General features: G+C 53.1%; 9 protein-coding genes. 1 reads left to right on the forward strand and 8 read right to left on the reverse strand.

The annotated features are described in order from the left end of the window. Position 1 precedes the first annotated feature (1 nt). The 8 genes from DCO56_RS05215 to DCO56_RS05250 all read right to left on the reverse strand — a co-directional run bounded on the left by DCO56_RS05215 (position 2) and on the right by DCO56_RS05250 (position 15514). Entirely contained in the window at positions 2-1963 is a 1962-nt protein-coding gene (locus DCO56_RS05215) for a RagB/SusD family nutrient uptake outer membrane protein (protein ID WP_108632644.1), read from the reverse strand. Between the two features lie 11 nt (positions 1964-1974). Continuing rightward, positions 1975-5061 carry a SusC/RagA family TonB-linked outer membrane protein gene (locus tag DCO56_RS05220; RefSeq protein WP_219929317.1) on the reverse strand — a complete coding sequence of 1029 codons (3087 nt, stop codon included), beginning with the start codon at positions 5059-5061 and terminating at the stop codon, positions 1975-1977. A 78-nt stretch (positions 5062-5139) separates the two neighbouring features. After that, positions 5140-6879 (reverse strand): glycoside hydrolase family 43 protein, encoded by a 1740-nt coding sequence (locus DCO56_RS05225; RefSeq protein WP_219929318.1) that lies wholly within the window; start codon positions 6877-6879, stop codon positions 5140-5142. Positions 6880-7058: 179 nt separating this feature from the next. Next, complete coding sequence (locus tag DCO56_RS05230) at positions 7059-9101, reverse strand: alpha-glucuronidase (protein WP_108632646.1); 2043 nt, start codon at positions 9099-9101, stop codon at positions 7059-7061. Next, positions 9101-10066: a glycoside hydrolase family 43 protein gene (locus tag DCO56_RS05235; RefSeq protein ID WP_108632647.1), complete on the reverse strand. Its 966-nt coding sequence runs from the start codon at positions 10064-10066 to the stop codon at positions 9101-9103. Before DCO56_RS05235 ends, DCO56_RS05230 begins: the two co-directional genes overlap by 1 nt. 27 nt (positions 10067-10093) lie before the next feature. Then, positions 10094-11227: an endo-1,4-beta-xylanase gene (locus DCO56_RS05240; protein ID WP_108632648.1), complete on the reverse strand. Its 1134-nt coding sequence runs from the start codon at positions 11225-11227 to the stop codon at positions 10094-10096. 117 nt (positions 11228-11344) lie between these two features. Then, positions 11345-12844: an MFS transporter gene (locus DCO56_RS05245; protein WP_108632649.1), complete on the reverse strand. Its 1500-nt coding sequence runs from the start codon at positions 12842-12844 to the stop codon at positions 11345-11347. A gap of 75 nt (positions 12845-12919) precedes the next feature. After that, positions 12920-15514, reverse strand: a complete 2595-nt coding sequence (locus tag DCO56_RS05250; RefSeq protein ID WP_245935782.1) for a glycosyl hydrolase 115 family protein — start codon at positions 15512-15514, stop codon at positions 12920-12922. 321 nt (positions 15515-15835) lie between these two features. Here DCO56_RS05250 and DCO56_RS05255 point away from each other — a divergent pair, with 321 nt between their 5' ends. Beyond that, a complete protein-coding gene (locus DCO56_RS05255; protein WP_108632650.1) occupies positions 15836-19840 on the forward strand; it encodes a hybrid sensor histidine kinase/response regulator transcription factor in 4005 nt (1334 codons plus the stop codon). The last annotated feature ends 99 nt before the right edge of the window (positions 19841-19939 follow it).

Raw genomic sequence — 19939 nt, forward strand, 5'->3', positions numbered from 1 at the left:
ATTAGTTATATCCCGGATTCTGGTAAGCTGCTTTTTCGGCTGCCGACATATCCATGGCATCCAGCTGTCCCTGCGGGATAGGCCGCAGGTAGTGGAAGGGTTGTATCGACCGGGTGAAGGTTGCTGGCGTGTGGTCACCTACATTCGAACCGGCAATACGGTAGGTTTTAGCGATGTCGGACCAAGTCTGTGTACGCACGAGGTCATACCAGCGGTAGCCCTCACCGTAATACTCACGTGAACGTTCGGCCAAGATGTAATTGAGCGTGATCTGAGCCGGCGTCGCAGCCAGCATTTCGGCACGGTGGTTGGCTTGCTTGGCCGTGTTGCCGTTGTTGTCCCAGCGCCATACCCCCGCGCGGCCGCGGATCACGTTGATCAGGTCGCGTGCACTCTTGCCGGCTTTGGCCGTCGCACCCTTTACTGCCGCCTCGGCAGCGATAAAGTACAGCTCGGAAAACTTGGCAATATTGAACGGCCGCGTACTGCCCGCATTAGGTTGTCCCAGACCATTGCCATTGTCGGTGCGGTAAGGGCCCAGTTTCCACAGTCCAGGATAGACACGTCGGCTGATGCCCTCCGGAGAGATCACGTAGTCGGCCCGGCCGGGGACTACCCCCGCACCGATACTGCTCTTGTAGGTTTTGTTGTCATAGTTGATCGGCGTCTGTGGCTCCTCATTCAAAAAAGTCAGGATGGCCTCTCCCGGTTTGACGGGCATGTTATTGGCGTTGAACAGCGAAGAGTTGCTGATATTTGCCTTGTTCCAGTTACCGCGGTACACCGTGGTAAAGGTGCCGTCGTAGCGCGAGTCGTTGGTTTTGTCGGCAAAAGTCTCGGTCACCACATTAATCGTCGGTGCCATCCGTGTCCATGGGCGTCCCAGTGCCTGTGCGGCCTCCCGCTGTACCGAGTTCACTAGATCGGCGGTATTCCAGGCCGTTGTTTTGGAACTCGTGATCGACGTGTAATTCCAGGTCATCATCCAGCCCGCAAAGTTGTCGGGTGCACCACCACTGCCATAGCTCAGGCTGCCGCCGTTGTACAGTTCGCTGTCTTCGGTATGGTCAGCAAAGAGCAGAATCTCGTTGTTGCGGTCATTGGTCCCGACGTTTACATCGTAAAAGGTGGGCTGCAGGCCATACAGTCCCGGGTTTTCAATAGCAGCCACGGCCATGTCGTAAGCCTGCTGAAAATACCAGGCACTGGTCTTGCCGTCGGGATCCGTCCGTGCAGTCTCCGGATAAGTCGGTATATTTTTCGGATTTTCCAACCACCAGGCGTAGGTCAGATAGGCCTTTGCTAGATATAAACGGGCGACCGTCTTACTGACGGCTCCCTTTAAGCGCGGTGCATCGGGCAGATCGCTAATGGCCTTGATCAGGTCGGGGAAAACTGCCCGGGTATACACCTCGGCCACGGTATTTCGTTTGGACTTACGTTCCACGGACGTGCTGTACTTGAGTTCGCCCCCACCCAGGTCGAGCGGCACACCTCCGAAAGTCTGCAGCAGCAGGAAATAATCAAATGCGCGGAAAAAGTGTGCTTCGGCGATGATCGCGGGCGAAGTGCCCACTGCCGGCGCATTCTCGATGATGCCCGAGGCCATGTTGATGTTGGGCAGGGCGGCCTGCCATGCCACATCCGCCCTGCTATTTACAGCCGTCATCGTACTGAGACCTGTAAGGTCCATCACCTGAAAGTTTTCGTCCGCGCTCTGCGCATAGGTCACCTCATCGGTCCCCGTCAGGCAGGCATTGTAATAATAGGCCTGTCCATATATGTTGCGAAGGTGGGCATAAAGTCCCACAATACTGTTGTTGATACCGTTTGGTGTCTTAAAATCCCCCGGCGTAAAGATTCCTCTAGGCTGTTCATCTAAAAATTTGGAGCAGCTGTTCATGCCGAGCATCAGTGAACCAACGCAGAGCCCTATGATAAGTTTTGAATTGAAAGTTTTCATGCCTGAATGTTTTAAAATGAAAGATTGAGCCCCAGAATATAACTTCTCATTGCCGGTGTATTTGTACCGACCACCAATATCCGTCTCAGGCCACCCACGGCGACATTCTCGTCGCCATAGGAATTGGGTTCCGGATCACCGCCTGATTCCTTGTGGTAGGGCGAGAATAGGACGAATGGATTTTCCACCGTCGCATAGAGGCGCAGACGGCCGATGCCCATGCGTTCCACCCACTTTTGTTTAAAGTTGTATCCCATCGTGATCGTACGCACCTTCAGATAGGACGCATCGAAATATCCCAGCGTACTGCCGTATTTAGGGTTGTCACCGCTCTGTATGCCCCCCGGTTTCGGATATTTGGCATCCGTACGATCTTCACGCCAGTATTCGACGCTCACGTTGTTGCCCGCGCGGGTATTCAGCTGGTTAAGGTAACCGGTGCTTCCGTAGAGCGAACTGATCAGCGTGCCCCCATTCTGGAAGGTACCCACCACATTCAGGTCGACATTTTTGTAGGCCAGACGCGTATTGAAACCACCCAGAAAATTGGGCTGGATATTGATGATCTGCCGGTCCGCAGCACCAATCGCCCGTGTAGGCACGCCATTTTCGTCGTATTCACCCGTATACTCCACTTTGATCATCCCCGCATTGCCACCCGGCTCCAGGATATCCCTATACGGATCGTCGGCCTGCCACAACCCGATTTTCTTGTAGTCAAAGATCACGTCGATCGGATGGCCGACAAACCATTGGTTGCCTTCATCGCGCTGGCTTCCGGAGGTCAGTTCGACGAGCTTATTGCGGTTTGCATACAGGTTGACCCCCACATCCCATTTCCAGCCGTTTTCATTGTCGATCACCGCACCGTTTAGGGAGAGTTCAAAGCCTTTGTTCTGCGTCTTTCCGATATTGGCCATGTAGCTGCCGCCGCCATTAGTAGGTGGCAGTCCCACGCGCAGCAATATATTGTCGGTATTCTGCACATAGTATTCCATGGTACCGCTGACCCTGTTGTTGAAGAGACCGAAGTCCAGACCGTAGTTATAGGTCTTGGAAAACTCCCAGCCCAGCGAAGGATTGGGCAGTTCGGACATATAGTAGCCTGTCAGGAACTGCGTATCGAAATTATATGGTCTTGTACTCAGCAGCCCCAAGGTCTTGTACGGATCAACTGCCTGATTGGACGTCTGACCATAGCCGAGGCGCAGCTTGAGCTGGTTTATCCACGGCAGGGCGGACATGAACTTCTCGTTGTGGATGTTCCATCCTGCCGAAATCGCCGGATAGGCGTGCCATTTATGCCCCGGTGCCAATCGCGAGGAGCCGTCGCGGCGCATGGTCATCGTCAGCATGTAGCGGTTGTCAAAGGTATACATAGCGCGCCCCATAAAAGACATCAGGCTGCTCTTGGCATAGCCCTGCTGGTCGGGGTTGACAATGATCTCCCCCTGTGCGCGGCCGATATTATAAAACTGGAATGCATCGATCGGAATATCGCGGGCCGATATCAGCGTGCTGTTGGTAGTGTTCTGCTCGGCTGAATAAAGCGCTACCAAGTTGAGGTTATGCTTCTGCGCAAAAGTACGATCGTAGGTCAGCAGGTTTTCCATCACCCACTGTACCGTTCTGCCGTTTGCGACCGAAGCTGTGGACACATTGTCGGGGGTACCGCTGAATACGCCTTGTCCGGTATAGCTGCCATCATTGTTCTGACGGAAGTTGAGACCAAGGTTGGTGCGGTAGGTCAGCCCCTCCACGCCGGGAATCCGTATCTCCCCGTACATGTTGTTGTACGAACCGAACACGCGCTGCTGGTTGATATAGCTGTCCCCCAGCGCCTCATAGGACTCGCGGGTATGCACCCACTGCTGACCCGATGTCTGCTGCTGAATACGGGATTTTAGTGTGCCATCCGTATTAAAGGGATTGGCTATCGGCGAAGCGCTCAGCACACCATACAGGCCTAGGTTGTTGCCATTGGTAATGCTATAGCTCTGGTTGAGGTTGAAGCCAAATTTAAATATTTTGCCCACCTGCTGGTCCAGTGCAGCACGGAGATTGTAGCGGGTATAGTTCTGCAGGGGAATCACACCTTCATCGCGGAAGTAACCGGCACCGAAGTTGTAATTTCCTTTCTCTGCCCCGCCGTTGACACTGATATCGTGGCTATTGACCATTCCATTTTTGTAAAAGAGGTCCTGCCAGTCCGTATTGGTGTCGTCCGACTCATCGAGGGTATTCTGGAACTGTCCCACATAGCGGCGCATTTCGGCAAACTCCGGCCCCGACATCATTGGATATTTGGCAAATACTGTACGCAATCCGGTAAAACCGTTGTACGCCAGCTGCGCTTGCTGCCCCATCCGTCCCTTGTTAGTGGTCACGAGGATCACGCCGTTGGCACCACGCGAACCGTAGATTGCCGTTGCCGAAGCATCTTTGAGCACATCCACACTCTTGATGTCCGCGGGGTTGATGTCTGAGATGGAACCTGCAAACGGAATTCCGTCGAGCACGATCAGCGGATTGTTGTCGGCGGTCAGCGAGCGTGTACCGCGGATCCGGATCTGCATCGGAGAACCCGGCTTGGACGAATTCTGCTGCATATTGACCCCCGCAATACGGCCCTGTAGGGCGCGGCTGATGTTGGCTGCTGGCACTTCGTTCATCGTCGCACCGCTCACCGAGGCCACCGAACCCGTCACGGCTTCTTTGCGCTGCGTACCATAACCGATGACCACCACCTCTTCCATGGCAATATCATCGGATTGCAGCGTCACCTGCACGCGGTTATTGGCGCCTACCGGCACTTCGGCTGTTTTGTAGCCGACATTGGTGAAGACCAGCACAGCGCCGTTGCCGGCCTCAATGGCAAATGTGCCCTTACTGTCTGTTGTCGTACTCTTGGTGCCGCCCTTGACGGATACGGTCACCCCTTCAATGGGCTGTTTCTGCTGGTCTGAGACCAGCCCATTGACCAGTTTATCCTGTGCAAAAGCCAGCTGCAGCGCTGCCAGCAAAAAGAGCAAGGACAGTATTCCATACTGTAGCCATCGTTGTCGTTGCACAGGAATCGTAAACTTCATTATTCTCATAACTTAGGGATTTAAGAAAATTTTGTTTTCAGTTGTGTTTATAATCGTCATTTCAATAGTCTTTACGCATTCAGCTGTCTATCGGATCCTGTTCGCTGTCGTGCTGTACAGGCCGATCAGCGCGCCCGTGAATCCACCGGCCACGTCCGTCGACAGAATGTCGCCTGACACAGTATTGCCGATTTTCCGGAATGGCCCCTTCCCAACGGCATAGGCAAACTGATAGGCGTCGCCAGCGGCTTGTACCTTCAGCTGCACCTTCGCGTTTAGATTGATTTTCTCTTTGGCCAGGATCCGGGTGCTGCCGTTTTCGTTTTTGGCAAGGACGATATGGTCCTCGTTATCGAGCTTGGTGACGCCGAGCACATAATGGTACTTTTCACTTTGCAGACAGGTGATGCCCGCCAGGTCCGAAGCCGAGGCCGGCACGTAGTCCAATGATACGCTGCTCTCAAAATTTTTGTGCTGTTGCCGATAAAATAAGGCCGAAATTGGTTTTTGCTCACTGATATCCACGGCATACGATCTGAAGACAATGCCCTTGTCCGTGGCCTGCAAAAATTTCTCGCGGGCACCACGCAGGGCGACCCAGCGGTGATCTAGCACTGCGGTGGTCAGCGGATCGGTGAACGTAAAATTGCCATTGGGAAAATAGCCCGGGGCATGGCTCCTGTTGTTGACGCCCGCAGGCATCCGCACGCTCGGTTTGAGCGCTTCCATCCCCCCTTCAAAGATCGGCCATTCACCCGACCAGTCGACCGGTAGAATAAAGGTTTCGCGACCCGTGTTGACCCGTTTCACTTCGTTGGGTCTGACGCCCAGAAATACGCCATACCAGGATCCATGCGGACCTTCGACCAGATCCGCATGCCCTGCCCATTCCACTGGGTTGGGCCTATTTTTGTCCAGATGGCGCTGGGAGAGTATCGGATTTTTGGGTGCCGGGCTGTAAGGTCCTGCGACATGGTCGCTCGAGAAGATCACTTCACTGTGATCGCTGCCCGTGCCGCCCTCGGCACACATCAGGTAGTACCTGCCATCTTTTTTGTAAATATGCGGTCCTTCAATCCAGATGGGATTTTCAGCCGGATGCACACCACCGTCCACCAGGATCCGGTCACTTCCTTGGATGACCTGATCCTTTTCGGTATCATATGCCCAGAGCTTAATCACGCGGTGGCCCTCATAGCGTTGTTTGCCTTTATCCGGCGCATCGTTATGCACGACATAAGCTTTGCCGTCATCATCAAAAAACAGGGCCGGATCAATGCCGTCAAAATCCAGCTTGACAGGGTCGGACCAGTTTCCCGCTTTGGGGTCTTTGGTCTTGACAACCATATTTCCGATGCCCGAAGCAATCTGCGTCGTGATCATGTAAAACGTGTCGTTGTGCCGGTTGTACACGATATCTGGGGCATATATTCCCGCACTGATGCCTGCCGTCTGCACTTTCAGCTGCGATTCACGGTCCAAGACATGCCCCAGCTGGGTCCAGTTGACCAGATCCAAAGAGTGGAAAATAGGCACCCCCGGAAACACCGAAAAGGAGGAATTCACCAGGTAATAGTCATTACCTTTACGTGTAATGCTCGGATCGGGATAACATCCCTGTAGAATGGGCGAATAGAACTGCCCCGGTTTTAATGGATTTTCTTTGTAAACTGCATCTTCGCCTTTATAGACAAAATCCGAAAATACAGGTTCAGAGAGGCGATCTCCCTGCAATTTGCGTTTATGCTCTTGTGTACTGAATGCTGTTAATGTAGCCAATATCACTACAGACATGCCCAGCATCGTTTTCCCCTTCCGCTTTAACATGATTGGTTTATTTATAATTTGGTTTATTTGCCTACAAACATAGTTTTAAGTGTATAGGCAACAATTAAAATTTGTAACAAAAACATTTCAATTTGTTACCACATCCTTTCTTCTTTCTCCATTGCCCTTTTACGGCATTCTGGACGGTCTCTCAGTAAAAAAAATGCGCCCGGTGCCAGCTAATTATGATGCTTGAGGTCCAGCCTGATTTTTTTCAGTTCGTCCAGTTCATGCACGGGGCGTTCCAGTGCAGCCGGAATCGGCATCTTGGAGAAGGTTTGAAAATACAGCAGGCAGGCATCACGCCACCATACTGCGTCCCGTGCCTGAATTTTTAGTTTGGACTGCACCTCTTTAAAGCGCTGTGCATCCATTTTCCTTTCCAGGCTATCCCATTCCCGCTGAAAATTCCGCACCTGATCAACGCCCAGCTGATAGGTATAGCAGAGGTTGTCCCATAGGGAGCGACCGTTTTTCATGCGATGGTTCCAGGGCACATGGTGAAACCAGAGCAGGTATTGGTCGGGGCAGCTGCCGATCTGGCCAAACTGCTCCCTGAGCGGGCTGCGGTATTGTGCCACGGCATTGCTCCCTGTGGCCGTACGGTCAAATCCGATACCCAGCGAATCCGCGTTATGATAGTACCAAGGCATCCAGTCCGGCCTTCCGCCAGGAATATCGCCCCAGGGTTGCGGCCCATAATGATGCTCAAAAGCAAAAATATGGTGCAAGCCCAGCGGCATCATATAGTTGACCACAGCCTCTCGGGATTTCACCATCAGCTCCGACAGCGGATTGACTAGGGTCGGATCCGGTGAGAAGGTCATCGAGAGCCACTCCCGCGCCAGGCTATCGCTGGACAGGTCGGTATTCCAGGCTAGCCTTCCAAAGGCGTACCAGTTAGCCTGGGCAAAGTGATGGCCGCACCAGTTGCGGTCCTCCCCGATATTGGCCACACCCGCAATGGCCGATATCGGATGCGGCCCCCGCTGCGTTATCCCCGCTACCGTGCCTGCCTCGGGGCGGAAATAAGTCTGGGCATCCAGCGTTTCCTTAAACAGGGGCGCCAAGTAGACCAAGTGGTTGGAGAAGCCCAGGTATTCCTGTGTAATCTGGAATTCGACCATCTGACTGGTTCTAGGCATCGCACCGAACAGCGGGTTAAACGGTTCACGCGGCTGGAAATCGATAGGCCCATTTTTGATCTGAAGGATCACATTGTCGTCAAACTGGCCATCCAGGGGTACAAACTCCTGATATGCCTGTTTGGCCCGGTCTTCCGCCGAGGGGTTGTATACAAACGCCCGCCATAAAACGAGCCCCCGGTGCGGTCTGAGTGCTGCGGCTAGCATATTGGCTCCATCGGCATGCGTACGGCCATAATCCTGCGGTCCGGGCTGCCCCTCCGAATTGGCTTTGACCAGAAAGCCGCCAAAGTCCGGTATCAGCCGGTAGATCTCGTCGGCCTTGTCCTTCCACCAGCCTGCCACCGCCGGACGGAGCGGATCCGAATCCGGCAGATTTCCCAGCAGTGCGGGAGCGGAAAAATTAATGGACAGAAACACACGGATCCCGTAGGGCCGGAAAATATCGGCCAGAGTCTTTACCTTTTCCAGGTAGTCGCCGCGCAAGATCAGCGGCGATGCGTTGACATTGTTGAGCACAACGGCGTTGATCCCGATCGAGGCATTTGCCCGTGCATACTCGCGGTACCGCGGTGAAATTACACCGGGGAGCTCTTCCCATTTCCAGAGCGAATGCCCTGCATAGCCACGCTCGACCGTGCCATCCAGATTATCCCAGTGGTTGAGCATCCGTAGTTCATAGCTGGGCTTTTCGCTGATGTCGAGTCCATGCAGCGCCGCGCCCTGCTGCTGTAGCCGCAGCAGGTGAAAAGCCCCGTACAGGAGCCCAGTGCTGTTGCCCGCACTGATCACCGTTTTGCTGCCCAGCGAGCGGATCCGGTATCCGTCCGGCTGGCGCTTTGGCCACTTTTTGTTCAGCTGCAGATCCACATCTCCCTGGCGCCAGTAGTCCTGCAGCTCCACCGCTGCCGTACTGGCCACCGCATCGTGGTACGGGCAATGGATCTTGCGGAGTGCAGCCTCATTGGTGGTTACCCTAGCATAACGCAACCAAAGCTGGCTGCCGTCCTCGGCCTTACACACCTGATGGCAGAGGACCCCCAGTAGACATACGATATACCAGATGACATTCCCCATCAGCTGCCCTCCACAGTTAGGATACGACCATCCGCATCGTAGTCGATCTCCACCACTTTCATGCTACGCAGCCATGTCCGCCCGCCCGAAGGCACCGAATCGTGATGAAACAGATACCAACGCCCCTCAAACTCGAGGATACTGTGGTGAGTGGTCCAGCCCACTACCGGCGTCAGAATAACACCCTGGTAGGTAAAGGGACCATAAGGGTTGTCCCCTATCGCGTAGCACAGCAGGTGGCTGTCGCCCGTGGAATAAGAAAAATAATATTTACCCTGATAGCAGTGCATCCACGAAGCCTCAAAAAAACGGCGGTCGATATCCCCCTGCAACAGGGGCTGGCCCTTTTCATCGAGGATCAGCAGGTCCCGAGGCTCCTCGGCGAACTGCTGCATATCGTCCGACAGGCGCACAACCTTGGGACATAGCGCCGGTTGCCCTACCTCCGGTAGCTGCCCGGGCATAGTCAGCTTGTTGTTGCGGTAATACTGCAGCTGCCCACCCCAGATGCCACCAAAGTACAGATAGTGCTGTCCATTGTCCTCAAAAGCACAGGGATCGATGCTGTAACTGCCGCGTATGGGATCCGGACAAGGTACAAAAGGCCCCTCCGGCCGATCACCGACGGCCACGCCAAGGCGGAAAACATCATTCTTGTCCTTTAGCGAGTAGTAGAGGTAGTACTTCCCGTCCTTATGGGCCACATCCGAATCCCAGAGCTGCCTTCCCGCCCAAGGGATGTCGCCCACGGACAGGATACACCCGTGGTCGGTCACCTCGGCATCTACCGAGCTCAGTGAAAAGGCATGGTAATCCTGCATGTCAAAATGGTCGCCATTATCGTTTTCGGCGATACCACTTTCACGGTCGTGGGACGGATAAATATAGATTTTACCCTCAAATACATGCGCTGACGGATCAGCCATATAGTCTTTAGGAAATAAGTAACGTGCTTGCTTTTTCATGTTTATATCTGTTCAGTTCATTTATATTTATTTGGTGGCCATTTTTATCAAGTCCTGCACAAAAGACTTGGGCTGATAGTTGCGGTCAAACAGCAAGGGATAATCCGTACGTCCGGGCACCGGCCAGTTGTTTTTCCAGGAGTCGCCATCTGTGACACCCCAGACCGTGACGCGGTCGATTTTGTCACGATGTTTGAGAAACAGCGTAAAGAAATCCTTATAGCGCTGCGCCAGCTGCTGTTCCTTATCCGCGGGTAGTCCCTTGGCGTATGGGTTCAGCTGTTTATCGTATTTGAAATGGGTGCTGACCTCGGCTCCCATGGTCTGCCGCGGCGAGGGAAGCACCGAGATATCCATTTCAGTGATCATGACCTTCACACCAAGGGCGGCAAAAGCCAGAAGGCTATCTTCAAAGTCGGACACCTTGGGATAATCGATATTCAGATGGCCCTGCATGCCGATGCCATCGACCTTGACCCCTTGCTGCTGCAGCTGGCGAACCATGCTGACCACGCCTTTGCGTTTTCCTTTCAGGAACATGGAGTAATCGTTGTAATAGAGCTGTACCTGAGGGTCTGCCTCGCGGGCAAACTGGAAGGCCAGCCGCACAAAGTCCTCGCCGATGATGTCATAAAACTTGCTCCTGCGCCATTCACCGTTGTCGAGAATGGCTTCGTTGACCACATCCCAGCCCTTGATCCGTCCCTTGTAGCGGGACACAACGGTATGGATATGCTTGCGCATGCGTTCGATCAGCACCTCGCGGGATACGTCCCGGCCATCTTTGCCTTTAAAAAACCAGGCCGGTGCCTGCGAATGCCAGATCAGCGTATGGCCGATCAGGCGCATGCCATGCTTTTCGCCATATTCCACAAAGCGGTCGGCATCCTTGAAGTTAAACTCGCCCTCACGGGGCTGCAGGTACATGGCCTTCATGCAATTTTCGGCGGTAAGCGCGTTAAACTGACTTTCGATCAGTGGCATAACCATCTTGTCCCGCTCATAAATCTGTTTGAGGCTGAGCGCTGTGCCGATGTCAAACTTGTCAGCAAAAGCAGCTTTTAGCGTACCACGCTGCGCGGCCTGCTGTGCCAACAGGCCCGGACCCGACAACAGCATACATCCCGCGATCAGCATCGCCAGCTTTTTTGTTGTATTCATACGTAAATTAGTTATTTGATCAGGTGTCCGCCTTCATGTGTATTCATGAAACGTTCACCCTGTTATTCAATTCAGTTCATTTCAAATGATTGTCTGAGCGCAGAGCCCAGCTATTTTTTAAGATTGTTCAGGGCTTTTGCTGGCTGATGTGCGCCGCAGATGAAGCTCCGCCTGTAAATCTTCATTCACCTGCTTGGTAATCGGATAAAACAGCAGGGCCACCACCCCGACCAGAAAGGTCATCGCAGGAATCACGCTGGCACTCAGCCGGATGCCCAGTATCGCCTGTTCATTCTGAACCGTGTTTGCCACAAAGCCGAATGCGTCGATAAACGAGCCGCAGAGCGCCCCGCCAATACCCAGTCCGGCTTTTAACGCAAAGACAATTCCGGCAAACACGAATCCTGTTGCCCGGCGGTGGTTTTTCCACTCCGAGAAATCCGCCACGTCCCCCATCATCGCCCAGAGCAGTGGTATGGTCGGTGCATAGGCCAGGCTTTTCAGGATATTGATCACAAACAGGCTGCCGATAGCATCAGCCGGCACCATAAAGAGCATAGCCGTAAAAATGGCGGTCAATGCCAGGCAGACGATAAAGACATTGCGTTTCCCGAAGATACCCGACAGCCAGCGGGACAAGAAGATCACGCCCAGCAGCGTGACCAGCTGGCCCGCCATGTTGAAAAAGCTAAAGCCTACAGCAAATACCTGTCCGGGACTATAGACAATCAACCCGAAGGCATCCAATATGCGGTGTCCAAACCCCGTTTCAGCAGCCGCATCCCTGGCCAGACCAAACTGTGCCATAAAGGCAAACAGCGCTTCCTTATCCACATAATAATTGAAGAAGTAAGACATGCTGCTTCCCCAGAGCGCCAGGGTGATGAACAGGAATAAAGTCAGCACAAACATCGCTTTCCAGGGGCGGCAGGAGAAGATATCGCGAAAGTCCTGACGGACCGAACTCGTCTGTCCCGCTGGCGGGGTAATGCGTTCGCGTGCCGACAAAAAGGCCACCAGCAGCAGGACGAAGGCCACAGCGGCGTAGATCATGATGGTATACATCCAGCCGCTGGCCGCGTTGCCATTACCGAGCTTAGCCACCAAGGGCAGCGTGAGCCCCTGGACCACAAAGGTCGCGATGGTCGCCGTCACAAAACGTATGGACGATATGCTCGTACGCTCCTTGATGTCGCTGGTCATCACGCCACCAAGCGAGGCATACGGCGTATTGTTGAACGAATAGATCGACATCAGCAGCGTGTAGGTAATGCCCGCATACCATATTTTTCCACGTTCCTCCAAGTCAGGTGTTGTAAAAGAAAGGACAAAAAACACCGCAAAAGGCAGCGCAGTCCAGAGCACCCAGGGGCGGTACTTGCCCCAGCGGGTATGCGTACGGTCGGCGAGAATACCCGCCAGTGGGTCCACAAAGGCATCGAAGACTCTTGCAAACAGCAGTATAAATCCAGCTGTGGTCGCTTTTATGCCGAATACATCGGTATAAAAAAACAGCTGAAACATCATCATCATCTGGAAGACGAGGTTGGCTGAGCCATCTCCCATGCTGTAACCTACCTTTTCCCAGAAACCAACCTTTTGTGTTTTTGCATTCATATATTAAATCATATGTATAATCATTCATTTTTAGCAGGCATTTGCGCTGCCTGTGGCGTTTATCCTTGTCGGTCCCTAGTTCGCGGGACTTTGCGTCGCACTCTCCCGCGGTCCCAGGTACGAAGGCTTGAGCCCGCCCAGGTCAATGAGGATGCGCTGCAGGACAATGCCCTGATCCACGAAGCGGATTTTAAGCGAATGCTCCCCCGGAAGCAGGCTGTGGGTCGAAACACTTTCAATGATGCGGCGCGCCTGCCACTGCCCCAGTTCCCCCTTGTAGTGGCCGTTAAAGTTGACCAGCGTTTCGGGGCCACCGTCTATTGAGATGGCATAGCGCAGCCCGCGGTTTCCATTGAAATTCAGCGTGGGCGACAGCAGCACGATGATTTTCGCTTCGCGCTTTTCTTTCATGCGTATCCTGTATTCCAAGGCCGTATTGTCCCCCAAGTTGGCCGTGACCGGAAGCGTTGTCATAGCCGAAACGGTCTTTCCGAGATCAGGGATCTCCGTCCATATGACGCCCGGAGCGCTGCCTGCTGCTGCATAGCTTGCCGCTTCCATGGCGATATAGCCATCCGCCTCGACAAATACCCTTGGTACAGAGGCGGTAGCAGGTTCCGGCAGATAGCGTACTGTGGGCATGACCGCCCGTGGTGGCTCGTTCCAGCTGCTGTAGCCGATACGCACCTGGTCCATCATGTGTTGCCATTTGCCGTCGGCGATCTTATGGTTGTAGTGGTAGCTGAACAATGAATCTCGGCGGAAGCAGGCTTTTACCTTGTCGGCCCAGTCATTTGCCTTGCGGTCATTTCTTACATAGCAGTACTCGTTCATGGCTTTGGCATGGTACATTTCATACAGGTTGGCGCAGGCATTGATCGGAAATACCACAAGCTGGTCAAATGCATCCTTTAGCGAATCCGGTAGCAGGTAATAAAGGCGCGAGGCTTCCATGGCCAACGTTTTATAGTCGTTGACGACGCTGTCAAACTCGCTATAATGTGTCAGACTAAATGTCTTTTCGTTCAGCAGTTCGGGTGTGACCCGATGATTGTATTTGCTATAGCGATTGATCAGTCCGGCGGCTTCGGTCGCATAAGCCTCGCCAAACTGCTGCCGGCACCACTGCTCGGTATAGACCATCAGGTTGCCGGCGTCAAAGCGGTCCGGATCCCAGGCCATGTCCAGAAAAAATGAGATAGGAAATTCCATCGGCTTGAGATCGCCGACGTTGACGATCCAGATGCGGTCCACGCCGTGCCGGTAGGTCAGGTTCATCTGCTCCCAGACACGCTGTATCTGCGATACATTGATCCATTTGGAATTGCGGGGACCGCCTACATAATCAAAGTGGTAATACATACCATAACCGCCCGGGCGTGGCTTAGCATCCCGTTCGGGTAGCTTGCGGACATTGCCCCAGTTGTCGTCACAGAGCAGCAGAGTCACATCGTCCGGTACGCGCATACCCTTATCATAATAGTCCTGCACTTCTTTGTAGAGAGCCCATAGCTGCGGTGTTTCGGCAGCCGGCCGGCCCGTTGTCTTGGCGATCAGGCGGCGCTGGTCCCTGACGATCTGCTCGAGCAGTCCGACATTCTGCTCTTCGCTCATGGGCTCATCCCCGTCGCCGCGCATGGCGATGGTAATGATGGACTCCCAGGCCCGCGCGCGTTGCATACCACCGCGCCAGAACTCCTGCAGGCCCGCTTTATTCTTGGTATAATCCCAGCTGCCACCATTTCCGTAGCGTCTCCATTCGGCCTGAGCCCTTGCCATCGGTTCGTGGTGCGAGGTTCCCATCACGATACCCATCTCATCCGCCAGCGATCCATTGCGGGGATCATCATCGTAAAAGGCGCTCCCCCACATGGCCGGCCAGAGGTAATTGGCTTTGAGCCGTAGCAGCAGTTCGAACACCTTTTCATAGAAATCCGCGTTAAACCCACCGAATGTAGCTTTAGACCAACCACTTAGTGCCGGAGCCTCATCGTTCAGGAAAATACCGCGGTACCTGACCTTTGGCTCCCCCTGTGTATAGACTCCGGGCTTGATATACAACTGTGCCGCTTTTCGGACCGGTACATCCGCCCAGTAATACCAGGGCGACACGCCAATCTGAGCCGACAGTTCGTAAATGCCGTAGATTGTGCCGCGCTTGTCGCTGCCGGCGATGACCAGGGCCGATTCAAGCCCGTCCAGGGGCTGCCTGACCACTGTCATCACAAACTTTTCCCGCTTTCCAGCCAGCTCTTTGCTGTTCAGAAGGCCTTTACGGACAAGGCTGTCGATCAGCGCCGATTTGCCATAGGTGCCGATAATTATTTTGGAGCGGCTCTGTTGCTGCTGACCGGGATTATGGCCCGTGACGCGCAAAAAGTCTTTTTTCAGATTATCGAAGGCCCGATGTACCCCCTTATGGTCCTGGGGATCGACGAGCATGGGCAACGGCAGGCCATCCCTGACCAGCGGCAGATAACCCGGCTGGGCATCCCGGACCACCAAGCCCGTCGTTACCGTATCCGCTGCATTATGGGACATAGCCCGGGTATTGCCTGCATAGCAAAGCAGCACCGTCGCAGCCAACAATGCCTTGCCGTAGCGGTACCCAGTCAAAAGACCGGTACAGATCCGTGTAGCGGATAACTTCATTTTATTCAATAATAACATGATGACCTTATTTACAATTGGTATTTTTCCCTTTCCTGGGTTCAGCACAGACAGCAACCTATCCCTGCACAAGGCGGGTCCCTGGGATGCAATACATTCCCCTATTCTGGAAAATCTAAAATTAGTAGTCCCGGGCGGTAGCGACATTCGTATCTGTTACATTCCCTTTGGCCTTTGTTGCAATAGCACCCAGTCATGTTTCATATTTATTTCAATTTGTTTCATCAGCGCCAAAAACAGCGTTTACTGGGCCGCAAACGTTTTTTTCTTTTCAAGGTTGCGCAATAATATGTATCTTCAACACCTAAACCAATAAAACCAATGCGGAGGGATTTTTTTTCGACAGTCATCCTATTATTTGCTTTTGTACTCTATGCACATGGACAGGCCACGCGTATCTATGACAATCGGGACTATGGCTTTGGCGAACTTTCTTCCAACCTGACCAGCAGTATCAGTCAGGACAAGCACGGTTACATCTGGACCGGCACCGAATATGGGCTCAACAAATTTGACGGCACCCGTTTTGTGCAGTATCTGCATGACGTGCAGGACAGCACCTCCATATCCAGCAACAATATTATCATTCTTTATCTGGACCATGACAAAAGGCTGTGGGTAGGTTGCAACAACGGTTTGCAGTACTATGATGAAAACAGCGATCAGTTTGTGCGCATCCGTTTTCCCAACCAGATCGCGCCACACATCACGGATATCATCCATAAAAAGGACGGACACATCTGGGTGGCCACTTCGGGTTGGGGCATCTTCGATATCCAGGCCAGCCGCAGACAGGCTGTATCGCTGCCGAGAATCAATGCACAGGTAGGTGGCATGTTTGCCCGCAGCATCTTTGAAGACCAGCACCGCGCAACCTGGGTAGCGGTGGACCGCGTGGGCGTATCACGTATCTCGGCCGACCAGAAACAGGCCAAGCGACTTGTTTCCGACCTATTGCCACAGCCCAAGGGTGGCAATTACGACATCGTCGAGCAGACCGACGGCAGGCTCGTATTTGCCTCACCCTCCAAAATATGCCGTTATGATGCGGTGAAAAACAGTTTTGAAGTCGTGGACTTCAAGGAAAAATTCCGGTCTACCGTGACAGGGATCCAGCTTTCCAATACCATAAAAAACCATTTGCTGATCAGTACCGAGGAGGACGGCCTCTGGTATCTGGATCTAGGACGGGCGCCGTTGATCGCGGCACCTGCCGAACTGCCCAATCTGGACAACGACTACCGGCGGGGGCGTATCCGTACGATTCTGCAGGACCGCGAAAACAACCTCTGGCTCGGCTGGTTTCAGCGGGGGCTGGTCTTTATTCCGGGGCAGAGCAAGCAGTTTGAATTCTGGCGCATCCTGAGCCGTGAAAAAACTGATCAAAAGAACATCACCGCGATCACCCGGGATCGGGACGGCAACATCTGGTATGCCCTGGAGCACGGCGGCATATTCAAAACTGATCCACAAGGCAGCTCACATCAACAAATAAATACCATTCAGGATGTCACCAAACTCGAAACTGGGGCAGACGGCACGATCTGGTTCAGCTCGTACGAAAAAGGCTTAGGAGGCATTGATCCGCATACCGGTAACACTGATAATCTAAATATCTGTTCCAACAAACAGGTCAAAGCATTTGCCCTGGGCAGAAACAACAAAATCTACATCGCTACTTTCGGTACCGGATTTGTCGAGTACGACAGCCATACCGGAGTATCTCGAATTTTCAGCATGAACACCGCCAATTCGACAAAAGGTGCACTGGCCAATGACTGGATTTCGGCTGTCCTGTGCGATCAGGATGGCCTCGTGTGGCTGGGTCACCATAAAGGTATCAGCTGCTATGATCCTGTCCGTAACAGCTTCTCCGGACAATTTACCGACCATAGGCTCTCCGAGCAGATCACGATCTCACTCCTCGAGGACCGAGCCGGCCATATCTGGGCGGGAACCTACAATGGGCTCTATCAAATTAACAAAAAAAACGGCAAGATCCGCAGTTATACCAGCAACAATGGCTTGTCCAGCAACGTGATATCAGGTCTGGGCTGGGACCGAAGGGGCCATATCTGGTGCAGCACCTTCAAGGGAATCAACTGTTTGAATCCAACGTCGGGAAAAATCGTAAGCTATTATACGGGGGATGGGCTAGTTGACCGGTCCTACAACCGCAGCGTTTTCTTCCAGGATAATGATGGGAAAATATACTATGGCGGCAGGCAGGGCATCACCTCTTTTTTTCCCGAAAAGATTCAGTTGCAGACCTACTCCTACCCGGTGCTGATTACCAACCTCTATGTCAAAAATCAGCCGATCAAGCCGGGTATGTCTCCCAGCGGCAGCGTCATCTATCAGGGCGACCTGATGGCCGCCAATGCGTTCTTTTTTCACAACAATGACGACAGTTTTACCTTTGAACTGTCCACTATGGACTTCAACAGTCCCGAAAACGTCCATTACGAGTACCGCATCAAGGGCATCAACAAAAGCTGGAACGCCACGCTGGCCGGAGTCAATCTGATTACCTACAACAACCTGTCTTCGGGGGAGCATGAGCTCGAAATACGGGCCTGTAAATTTGGCGCCTATTCGCCGAGCCGTACGGTGTTACTGCATATCCTGCCGCCCTGGTACCTCAGCGGTATGGCCTATTTTGTGTATTTCCTGCTGATTGCCGGTCTCGTCTTCCTGATCAGCAAATACCTGCGCGAGCGGCGGCTCGAACGCCTGCATGCTTTCAGGTTGCAGCTCTTTACGGATATCTCCCATGAAATCCGCTCTCCGCTGACCCTTGTGATGAGTCCGATCGACAAACTGATTAGGCATGCTCCAGATCCCCAGACGAGTTCGACGCTGCAGAATATGAACCGCAATGCACAGCGGATCCTCAGTTTGGTCAATCAGCTGCTCGACATCCGCAAGCTCGAAAGCGGACACCTGAACCTCAAGTTTGCCCCTGTCAATGCTGTGAACTATGTGAAGCAGGTCATCAGGGCCTTCGAGGATCAGGCGCTGGCCCATCAGATCGAGCTGTCGGTACACAGCGAAGCCGATGAGATCCCGTTATGGATCGATGCGGGCAGCTTTGAAAAGATCATCCACAATATCGTGTCCAATGCGTTTAAGTTTACGCCTGACGGCGGAAAGATCAGCCTTTCGCTGGCTGTCCAAGCAGGGAAAAACGGGGGCGAAAGTCTCCAGCTTGTCGTCAGCGATACGGGGACCGGTATACCCGAGAACGATATCCGTCATGTGTTCAAGCGGTATTACCAGTCCACTGCGGACGGTGCCGCCAAGCGTCAGGGATCCGGCATCGGCCTCCACCTGACCAAAGTACTGGTCGAACTACATGGTGGACGGGTACATGCCGAAAATAGAAAGGACAGCAGCGGCTGCTGCTTTGTGATCAGCCTTCCGATGGGCCATAGACACCTACGCAAGGAAGACTTGGTCGCCTTTCAGCCACTGCATACGCCTATCGATCAACAACCTGAAAAAGCCGTCGTTAGTGATCAGCAGCCGCCCAAAAACGGCTACCAGAAGACAGGTTATAAGGTTCTGGTGATCGATGACGACTGGGACATCCTGCAGTTTTTGCGTCAGGAGCTGGCCTGTGGCTATAAGGTTCTGGTTGCACAAAATGGCAGTGAGGGATTTCAACTGGCCCTGGCCGAGCAGCCCGACCTGATTATTTCTGACGTCGCCATGCCGGCCATGGACGGCTATACCCTGGTCAAGAAAATTAAGAGCAACAGTACCACCAACCATATACCGGTAATCCTGCTGACAGCGCGCACCAATACGGAAGACCGTATGGAAGGCATCGGCCTGGGTGCAGATGCCTATCTGACCAAGCCTTTTATGGTTGACGAACTGCATCTGATGGTCGGCAACCTGATCAAAAACCGCATGAAAGTGAAAGGGAAATTTTCGGGGGCGCAGCAACAGGATGGCAAGGTAAAGACGATCAGCTTCAAGTCCAGTGATGAACAGTTGATGGAACGTATCCTCAGAACGGTCAACCAATATCTGGAAAATCCAGAGTTCAATGTGCAGTTTCTGGCTGACGAAGTCGGGCTGAGCCGCGTACAGCTGCACCGCAAGGTAAAGTCCCTGACCGGCATTTCAACAGGGGAGTTTATCCGAAATATCAGGCTGCAGCAGGCTGAAAAACTGCTGCTGGAGAAAAAGATGAATATTTCGCAGGTGGCCTATGCACTTGGCTTCACTAATCAGACGCATTTCACCACGTTATTCAAGAAGATGTACGGACTAAGCCCGACCGATTATATCCAGCGGCACGGCTACAAGGAAAATTGAAGTGTTATAGGATTGCCATCCTTGGTGCGTAAAAAATAATTTGAACTGCATTTCTCGCATAATGATCATCGTTAATTTGGCTATCAGAAACACCAATGT

The organism is Sphingobacterium athyrii (genome assembly GCF_003071065.1).
GTDB lineage: Bacteria > Bacteroidota > Bacteroidia > Sphingobacteriales > Sphingobacteriaceae > Sphingobacterium > Sphingobacterium athyrii.